At 44.1% G+C, this 10,588-nt stretch carries 3 protein-coding genes and 2 pseudogenes; 1 reads left to right on the top strand and 4 read right to left on the bottom strand.

Annotation, left to right across the window (positions count from 1 at the left end; translation table 11 throughout):
• Positions 1–197 (top strand): annotated as a pseudogene (locus AC075J_RS08265) (ribonuclease H-like domain-containing protein); the annotation flags it as partial.
• A gap of 14 nt (positions 198–211) precedes the next feature.
• Here the strand turns inward: AC075J_RS08265 and AC075J_RS08260 are convergent.
• The 4 genes and pseudogenes from AC075J_RS08260 to AC075J_RS08245 all read right to left on the bottom strand — a co-directional run.
• Entirely contained in the window at positions 212–859 is a 648-nt protein-coding gene (locus tag AC075J_RS08260) for a 4'-phosphopantetheinyl transferase family protein (protein ID WP_022380989.1), read from the bottom strand.
• An 11-nt stretch (positions 860–870) separates the two neighbouring features.
• Positions 871–1,173, bottom strand: coding sequence for an STAS domain-containing protein (locus AC075J_RS08255; protein WP_008704342.1), 303 nt, complete (start codon positions 1,171–1,173; stop codon positions 871–873).
• A gap of 22 nt (positions 1,174–1,195) precedes the next feature.
• A pseudogene (locus tag AC075J_RS08250) lies at positions 1,196–10,104 on the bottom strand (amino acid adenylation domain-containing protein); the annotation flags it as partial.
• A gap of 85 nt (positions 10,105–10,189) precedes the next feature.
• On the bottom strand, positions 10,190–10,588 hold a 399-nt coding region (locus AC075J_RS08245), incomplete at its 5' end, for an ATP-binding protein (protein ID WP_476390237.1).

The raw sequence follows: 10,588 nt of genomic DNA, 5'->3' as shown, positions 1-10,588 counted from the left end.
ATCTCCCGGAGGAGGATACGGTTATCCCGAAATCTCTCGGATCCGGAATTGACAGAAAGCACCGGAAAGCAGCAACCAAAAATACCTGTTACACCTGGTTTACCTGCTCCGATGCCTTCCTCAGTTCTCCCGTACAGCAGAAGCAATATCTGACATATACGCTTTCCTGTCTGATTGGAACTCTAGAGCGTGTCTGAAAAATCATCTGTGATCATACATAAATATCGTCAAAAGCAATTTCCAATGGATTGTGAAGAGAAAAAGCCCTCTCACTGCTGACCGAGAAAATATAACCGTCAAATTCCATTGTCTCAAAAAAGCATGGCCTTTCTGAGGATTTTCCGAGGACAAACCCCTCTGCTGTGGGAACCACTTCAAAAGAATCCAAAGGAAGGCTCATTCCTCTGCCTGTCATTTTCATATAACTTTCTTTTAATGTCCAGAGCGTAAAAAACGCCTTATCTTTGTTCTTCGCAGCCTTGATGTAAGCAAGCTCTGAATGGTAGAAATAATGTTCTGCCACCTCAAGAGGCGCATTGGCATTTTTCTCAATATCGCACCCGACTTCGCAGTCTGACAGCACACCCACAACATAGTCCCCCGCATGAGATACATTAAAAAAAAGGCCATCCACAACCGGCTTTTCATTGTCAGAATATCTCAGGCAGCTTTCCGTAAGCCCGTTTTCATCGAGGATTTTTCTGATGATGATCCCTGCACCCAGACTTCTTTTGCGGTCATCAGGCATACGATACCTGATGACCTTTTCTCTTCTTCTGATCCCAACCAGATCCAGAAGCCTTTCATTCTTAAGCGGATCCTCAAAATGATTAATATTGATCCTGTATAATTTCTGCATCTGATCAACAGTTACTTCTTCTGAATATCGATCTTGCTGTCAAACCCTGTAAGGCTGAATACATCGTAAACCTCATCAGAAACATTGATGATCTTAAATCCATCCTTTTGAGCCATTTTTTTGTAGGCTACGATCACCTGACGTAAGCCTGCAGATGAAATATACTCCAGATTTGTAAAATCAAATACCAGGCTTGTGATGCTGTCTTCAAGTCCGGACAGAGCCTCCCCTAACTGGGGAGCTGTCTGTGTATCAAGCCATCCGCTGATTTCCATAGTTGCTTTGTTACCTTCTGTTTTTGTGATAATTTCCATTGTAATTTTCCCTCCTGAATCAATCAAAAAATGTAAGTCTGTCAAGTGCTGCAATTGCATTTTCCAGATATCTGTCATCTGTAACCGGCCATTTATAATCCAGCCTGTACAGAACCTGTGCTGTAAAACGATTGCTGTAATCAATGGTATAGATTTCATTTTCATTATGTGAGGTATAGGCGATCAGTCCGGAAACCGCATCAGAATCCTGACCGGTCTTTGCAAATTCCTTCACTGCTGCCTCAAACTCCTCATCTCTTACAATATCAATCCTGAATCCATAGCTGCGCATTGCGTAGATCAGGTCTGCCATATAAATATGATGGCTGTTGCATGCATGGAATACAGTAAATCTCCGGTCGGTCTGAGCCAGTCTCAGAACTGCCAGCGCAGTAGAATCAATCGGTGAGAATTCTGCCACCTCATGCATACCGCCCATAGGGAATTTACCTACAGCCGCATAACCTCTCAGGCTGCGAAGGAATCCATTGGTAATGAAATTAATCTGGAACTCGCCGTCAGAGTTTCGGCTCATCAGATTACCTACCCGGACTACCTTGCCGTCCAGTCCCTCGGAAACTGCTTCCAGAACCGCCCTCTCTGCCAGGAATTTGGTACGGATATATTCGTTGGTAATATTCTGTCCGATGTACAGATCATTTTCACAGAAAACTCTGGACATTGGCGGAACACCGTCAGAACCCTCTCCCGCAACGGAAACCGTAGAAATCTGGATCAGTCTGCGGCCGTTATTCTTACAGAAATCGATCAGATTTTCCACACCCTGCACATTAATTCTTTCCAGTACATCATCAGCCGCAAAATGCTTTACGCAGGCAGCACAGTTAATGATGGTGCTGAATTTGTATTCTGAAAATCCTGTTACCTGTTCCTTTGAGGTAATATCCCCATCCACACAGATAATACGGCTTTCAAACAGCTCTTTGTATGGATCATCAAAATAGTACATCAGCATGTTCATCATTCGCTTTTCAGGCGATTCATATTTGCCCTTACGTACAAGACAGTAAACCTTACCGTCATAATTGTCAAGGAATGCTTTAAGGACATGGATCCCCAGGAAACCTGTGGCACCTGTGACCATAATATCTCCCAGCTTTTCCTTTGTGATCCGGTCTGCATTTTCTTCTGTATTTGCGCTGATCACATTCTGGATCCTGTTATAGTTATAATCCGAAAATTCATTCTTGCTCTGTGCAGCCTCTGTAACTCCGTCATCATCAACCAGAGCTGCAAGTTCCCGTACAGTAGGATATTTGAAAATATCCGCATATACCAGTGAAATATTCTTTGACAGACACATAACAGCAACCTTGGATGCAGTAAGGGAAGATCCGCCCAGTTCAAAGAAGTTGTCCTCAATCCCTACTCTTTCAATTCCCAGTGCTTTCTCAAAAATCTCACAGAGTGCTCTCTGAGCTGCTGTAACTGGCTCTACATAGCTGGCAGTGTTCGTGGTTACCTCCGGCATTGGCAGTGCTTTTTTATCAATCTTACCGCCCGGTGTCACAGGCATTTCCTCAATGCTGACAAAGAAAGACGGCATCATATAATCCGGGATCAGCGGCTCCAGGAAGGTCTTCAGTTCATCCTCCGGGATGGCTTCTCCTGTATAATAAGCTGTGATATATTTATTTCCACCCTTTTCAATTACTGTAACGGCTGCATTTTTCACCAGCTCATGTTTCAGAAGGGCACCTTCGATCTCACCAAGCTCCACACGATATCCTCTGATCTTCACCTGTGAATCGATCCGGCCTATGTACTCAATATTTCCGTCGCCTTTCATGCGGACCATATCACCGGTCCTGTAAAGACGGCTTTCCTGCTCACATACAGCAAATGGATTTTCTACAAACACAGATGCTGTTTTTTCCGGAAGATTATGATATCCTCTGGCAATCTGCCTTCCTGCGTGACAAAGTTCGCCGGACGCACCCACCGGAAGCCGGTTCAGATTCTCATCCACAATGTAGCTGCGCACATTCCGCTGTGATTTTCCGATCGGGATGTTGTCATACTGTCTGTCTACCAAAAACTCTGTGGAAGAAACCGTATTCTCTGTAGGACCGTAGCCATTGATCATCTGATAGGTACGGTTACGGTAATGCTTGAATTTCTCGCCGCCAAGTGTAACAAATTTAAGAGCAGGTGCATCCTCCAGAAGTTCTGTAACCAGTTCTCCCATCTGGGTAGGGAAGGTTACGGTGGTGATCTCTTTTTCCTTTATATATCTGCTTATGGCAATGGCGTCCTTACGGATACTCTCCGGTAAAATATACAGGACTGCTCCTGCGGTAAGAGGTGCAAACAGATCGATCACTGACGCATCGAAACAGAAGCTCGCAAACTCTGCCACAATGTCATCCGGTGAAGTATTTCTGCTCAGTGTGATATATTCGATCAGGTTCAACAGATTTCTGTGCTCAATCATAACACCCTTTGGCTTTCCTGTGGAGCCTGAGGTATAGATCATATAGGCAAGGTTCTCCGGTTTCGGAGAAATAAGCTCTGCAGAAAGTTCAAAATCCTCAGCCTCATCTGACACACTGTCCAGACTGATCACATTTCCGTCATAAAATTCCACAAGATTCTGATACTGATCGATCACAAGGAGATTTCTTGCTCCTGAATCCTTCAGCATATATTCAATTCTGCTCTGTGGATACTCCGGATCCAGAGGAACATAGGCTCCGCCGGCCTTCATAACACCCACATAGGCTACTGTATATTCCTTTGTCCTGCCGCACAGGATACCTGCTGCCTGTTCCGGGCCAAATCCGTTTTCCGTAAGCTTCTGAGCAATATAATCAGACATTCTGTCCAACTCTCTGTAAGTAAAATCTCCGGAGTCATCCCGCACTGCCGGTCTGTCCGGATATCTGGCAGCCATCTCCTTAAACAGATCTATGAAGGTCTTTCCTGCATGTTCCGGAATATCCTCCATCTGAGTTTCTTCCTCAAACATCAGCCGGATATCAGCCGGATCGCATTCCCTTAAGATTCCCTCTGCAGTGGTTTCCAGATTGTCAGCCAGATACCGGATAGTTTCCTCATGGTACATATCCCCTCTGTACTCAATCTCAAAGACAAATCTGTTCTTTTCAATGGAAATGCTGACAGAAACCGGTGCCTTTGCCATGTTCAGGCTGACAGGCTCCTCCTGTGCATATTCCCCACCAATGGTGTCAAAAGCAAAATTGTCGCCCTGGTAAATAACCATGGCATCTGCCTTAATATCAAACTCATGGCTGATCTGTGAGAAAGGATAAATATCGTTGTTCATGGAATCGATCAGCTGTTTCTGTACACCGCTCAGGCAATCTTTGGCTGTTCCTGAGAAATCACAGAAAACAGGGAGTGTTTTTACCAGCATACCCACTGTTTCCGAAAGTCTGGAATCGTTTCTTCCATGGTAAATAGTGGTAAATACAGCATCCTTTTTGAAATTATATTTTCCAAGTGTGATACCAAAAGCGGAAATGAAGAATACATTCTCCGTAATTCCATGCTTTTTACAGAATTCCTTCACATCCTGCACGGAAATGGATCTGGTCTCTCTGTGGTAAAGTTCTGCTGTTGGAGCCGCACCGTTTTTGTCCGGATAGAAGCTGATGCTTCCACCTGCATGTTCAAATACTGACTTATAATAATTCTCTGCATTTTTATAGATATCACCTGCCAGGGCATCTCTGTTATCCAGTGCCAGATCATAGGAAGTATAACCTTCCGGTTCCAGCTTCTCACCGCTGTAAGCTCTGTTAATATCATTAATTATAATAGCCAGAGATGTACCATCGGCAACAATGTGGTGAAGGTCCAGGAACAGATAATTGCCATCACAGGTTCTGTAGATTTCAAACCGGAAAAGCTGTTCATTAAACAACATATATGGACGTACCAGAGTGTCTCTGTTCATTCCGTTTAAAATCGGTGTTTTATAACTGAGCCCATCGTTTCGTTTCTGAAGTACATTTCCGTTGTCATCCATAAACAGACGGGTTTTCAGATAAGGATGCGCCTCAACAGTACTGTCAATGGCTTCTGCCAGTCTGTCCAGATCCACCTTGTTATCAAGCTTTAACAGATACGGGATATTGTAAATGGTAGAACCCATATTTGCAGTACACTCAATGAAAATCCCCTCCTGAGTGTTGGTAAGAGGATAACTTTCCTGTACTTCTCTTTTGCTTTCTTTTCCCGCAGTTTTTACAAATTCCTCCATCATTCGGATAGTGGGATGATTCTTAATATCTGAAGTTTTGATCACAATGTCAAAGGCTTTGGAGATCAGGATATTCAGCTTAATGGCAGTGATGGATGTCAGACCTGCCTCATAAATATCTGTGGTAATCCCAAAATCCGTATACCCCAGAACCTCTGCGATACAGTCAAATAATATCTGCTGAACCTCATTCTCAGGCTTAATGATCTCCGCTGCTTTTTTCTCAGGCAGAAGAAGAGCCTTTTTATTTACCTTCTGGTTCTGGTTCAGAGGAATTTTGTCAATCTGCATGGTAACTGCAGGTACCATATAGGCAGGCTTTGTCTCTTTAATAAAATCATTCAGGGCATTGATATCAACAGTGCTGTCCGATACCACATAGGCAGCAATATATTTTCCACCCTTTGGATCATCAAAGGCAACTACAGTGGCATCCCTGATGCCCTCATATCTGCGGATCACTTCCTCAACCTCAGAAAGCTCAATCCTGAAACCTCTGATCTTAACCTGGGAATCCTTTCTGCCAATGATCTGGATATTTCCATCCGGAAGAAATCTTGCCACATCACCTGAATGATACATCACTTCGTATCCCGGTGTATCATCATAAAGATTCTTTGTATAGACCTCGGCAGTTTTTTCCGGCTTGTTAAGATATCCTCTGGAAACCTGCCAGCCGGTGATCATCAGCTCTCCGCATGCACCGGGAGGAAGCATATGCCCCAGCTTGTCTGTAATATAAAGCTTCACATTGTCAAGTGCTTTTCCGATCGGGACATTTGGATAATATTTGTCCACTTCAAATACAGTCGTAAAAATAGTCGCCTCTGTAGGTCCATAAGCATTAATAAACTTATAATCTTTTGGCGGCTCACATGGAACCAGCTTCTCTCCTCCTACAGAAAGATATCTCAGGCTCTTACAATCCATCTCCAGCGCAAACTGCCTTCCCACCTGAGTAGTCATAAAGGAATGCGTGATGCCATTTTCCTCAAAATAGCGCTGCAGTCCAATGAAATCCAGACGGATCTCCTCCGGAATAATGTGAAGCTGTGCACCGTTTGTGATGGCACCGTAAATATCCATCATGCAGGCATCAAAACCAAAGGAAGCATATGCAGCTACCCTGGAATCCGAATCTATGCCATAATACCTCTTGAACCAGTGACAGAAAGCAGTAATATTTCCATATTCCAGCATACAGCCCTTTGGCACACCTGTGGAACCGGAAGTATACAAAAGGATAAACAGATCATGCAGCTGCGGCTTCTTAAGCACAACATCCCTATCCTCCAGCTGCCAGATCTGATCTGTAAACAGCACCGGTCCTTTATATCCGTCTACCAGAGGAAGAAGCTCTCTGTCAGCAATGAGAAGCTTTGCAGAGGAATCCTCCATCATGTACATCAGGCGGTCCCTGGGATAGGTTGGATCCAGAGGCTGGTAAGCTGCACCTGCCTTTATCACGCCCATCGGTGCGATCGCCATATATTCACAGCGGGGGATCAGAATGGAAACAACATCTTCACTGCCAATTCCCTGGGATGCGATATATTTTCCAAGTCTGTCACTGATCTCATCCAGTTCTCTGTAAGTATATTTTTTATCCTTAAATACCACAGCCGTATGGTCAGGAATGGTCTGTACCAGCTCCTCAAACATATCAGCGATGGTCTTACTTCTGTCATATTCGCAGGCAGTATTATTAAATTCCGCAATTTTGTCCGCTCCATTTTGGGAAAGAACAGAAACTTCCGAAATATATTTTGCTTTCAGCAGGGAATCCATAGCTGCCTCATAGGATTCCAGCATTCCACGTACAAAGGCTTCACTGTACATGTCACTGCGGTATTCTGCAGTAAGCACATATTTATGATCGTATTCTCTTACCTGGATCAACAGAGGCATCTTTGACATATCCGGAGAAAGGTCATGACCCCTGGCAACGGTATCCCCGATCGGGAAATCATCCCCAAGCTCTGCCTGATATGCAAATACCAGATCAGAATTAATCCCGTACTTTGCACAGATATCAGAGAACGGAAAAATATCATTTGCCATGGAAGACAGAATCTGCTCAGAGAGCTCTGTCATATAGGCCTGTATGGTGACTTTCGGATCACAGGAACAGTAAACCGGCAGAGTCTTTACAAGCATGCAGACTGTATTCTCCAGTCTGGAATCATTTCTTCCATTATAAATAGTTGCAAAAAGACTCTCCTCGGAATTGGAATATCTGCTCATGAGAATGCCGAATACACCTGTAAACAGAATGTTTGGAGTAACCCCCAGCTTCTCGCAGGCAGAAAGTACCAGAGACTCTCCGGTGTCCACAGGCATCGACAGATATCCTCTCTCAGGAGTCTTTCCTGAGCAGTCAGGAAGAGGCAGGGATTCTGTCTCAATTCCCTCGAAAATACTGTCATAATATTTCTCGGCCTTCTTATATTTTCCCTCTTTCATCTGCTGTTCTTCATCAAGGGCAGCATCAAAGCCTGTGTAGGATTCTTTCTCCAATTTCTCACCCAGATAGGCCCGATCAATATCCTCAAAATAATATCATAGGAATTACCATCTGCCAGGATATGGTGGAAATCTGTAAAAAGATATTTCCTGTCTTCTGTCACATAAATCCCCGCCCGGAACAGCCGTCCCTTTTCCAGCTTAAAGGGACGCACCAGCTCATCTTTCATCTTTTCAAACTGCTCATTTGTGGTCTGTACCACCTCTGGTACAAAGGCTTCCTCACAAGGCTTCTGCACCATCTCTCCGCTGTCACTTAAATAAACCTTTGTCAGCAGATACGGATGTGCAGCGATCATCTGAGAAATGGCATCTGACAGCTTCTGAACGTCAACAGAGCTTTCCAGTTCAAACAGGAACGGAATATTGTATACCGTACTCTCAGGATTCTTCATGCACTCTGCAAAAATACCCTTCTGGGAGCCGGTAAGAGGGTAAACTTCTCTCTTTTCATAGGTTCTGATCTTCGGTGCAAGCATCACATATTTTTCCAGTTTCTCCACCGTATTGTTTTCGTGGATATCACTGGTTTTCACAGTCACTCCGAATTCCTCTGAAATCAGAATACAAAGCTTCATGGCACTGATAGAAGACAGCCCCGCCCTGTAAAAACTTGTGTCAGTTCCAAAAAAATCATTCTCCACAACGTCTGCAACGATTTCAAAAATCTTCTTCTGCATAGGAGTCTGGGGTTCTTTCAGATTCTTTGGCTGTGCAGCCGGCTTTGGCAGTGCTTTCTTATCAATTTTACCATTCTGTGTCACAGGCATCTTTTCCAGTTGGACAAAAACCTCAGGAACCATATAATGAGCCAGGGACTCTGATGCATAGGCAGAAAGCTCCTCTGTATTGATCTGGCGGTCAGCCATAAAATAGCAGCAGAGGAATTTGTTATCTACAGGCAGAGTAATGCTGGTAATGATTCCCTCATAGGAATTGATCACTTCCTCGATCTCACCAAGCTCAATCCTCAGACCGCGAAGCTTGATCTGATTGTCTATTCTTCCGAAAAATTCAATCTCACCCTCAGGGCTGATCCTTGCAAGGTCACCGGTCTTATAAGCTCTCTCGCCGTTAAGATCAATGAATACAGCCTCTGTTTTATCCGGCAGATTCATATAACCTCTGCCAACGCCCAGTCCTGCGATCACAAGCTCTCCGGTCTCTCCGTCCGGAAGGATCTTATTCTCTTTATCTACAATATATACCTTCACATTACCGTTAGGCGTACCAATGGTAATGTTTCTGCTGTCCGTAATTACCTTCATGGTACAGCTGATGGTAGTTTCCGTAGGTCCATAACCATTCATAATGTAAGCATCCGGGTTTACTCTGCGAATCTTGTCATACAGAGCCGGAGGAAAAGCCTCTGCACCTACATCAAACACCTTAATCTGAGAAACTGCTTTTTCAAGCTGGGGCAGATCGATCATATTGGACAGGTAAGTAGGAGTTGTGGTCATAATATCCACTTTATTTCTGACGATCAGCTCACCCAGCATAAGAGGATTCAGAATCTCCTCATCAGAGGCGATCACCGCAGTCATCCCGTTGGTAAGTGGCAGAAATTCCTCCAGAACAGACACATCAAAGGTCATGGCTGCCATGGAAAGAGAAACCGATCCCCTGCTGACATAACCATAAGTTTCCGCATTTTTCGGATCCGGATTTACAAAATTGGCAAGGTTGATATGTTCGATCAGCACACCCTTGGGCTTGCCTGTGGAACCAGAAGTATAGATACAATAACAAAGATCATGCTCCCCGATCTTTACCTGAGGATTCTCTGTATTCTCATTCTCCAGAAGTTCCTCGATCAGAAGTACTGTACAGGGAAGCTTAGCAAACAGTTCCCTTCGTTCCTCTGCGATCTCCTTTGTTGTGATAATAAAAGGAGCTCCTGAATCCTCAAAAATATACCGGATCCTGTCATCAGGATAATCCGGTGTGGCAACTGCAAATGCGCCTCCTGCCTTCAGGATACCCTGTCGCACTGCATAGAAATCACAGCATCTCTCAAGAACCACACCTACGATGGTCTCCCGTCTGACACCTTTTTCCACAAGTGCATTGGCAATCCTGTTAGCCCGTTCGTTGAGCTGTGCATAGGTGAAGCTCTCTTTGCCGGAGACAACTGCACATTTCTCTGGATGAAGCTTCACCTGTTCCTCGAACAATTCTGTTACCGGCCGAAACTCAAAAACAAAATTGTTCCTTTCATTAATATTTTTCATTTTCATGTACCTCCTAAAAAGATATTATGGTATTATTCATATCAATCGCACGAATATAATCCATGGATTTTGATACCTTCTTGACAAGTTCAATCCCATGTATATCAAAGTCTTCACTGTCATACTGATATTCCAGAGGGTTGAAATTTACACCGTTATCTCTGATCCTCAGTCTGCAGAGATCATCCTCCAGACAGAGGTTAATGTCGATCCAGTTGGAGGTTTTTCCCCCGAATCGTATAATATTTACAGTCATTTCCTCCGCACACACTGCGGCAAGATTTGCCTTGCTTTTAGAAGCTCCCTGTTCCTGGCAGAACTCTATGATCCTCTTATGAACCGTTTGTGCTTCCTCCATGGTACTCTTAATGGAAAAATCCAGATTAATCCCCGGATTTTTGTCAGGAACAAT

This window comes from Blautia sp. ZXY-1-C6, from assembly GCF_056339875.1.
This window is presented reverse-complemented; position numbering and strand designations above follow the sequence as displayed.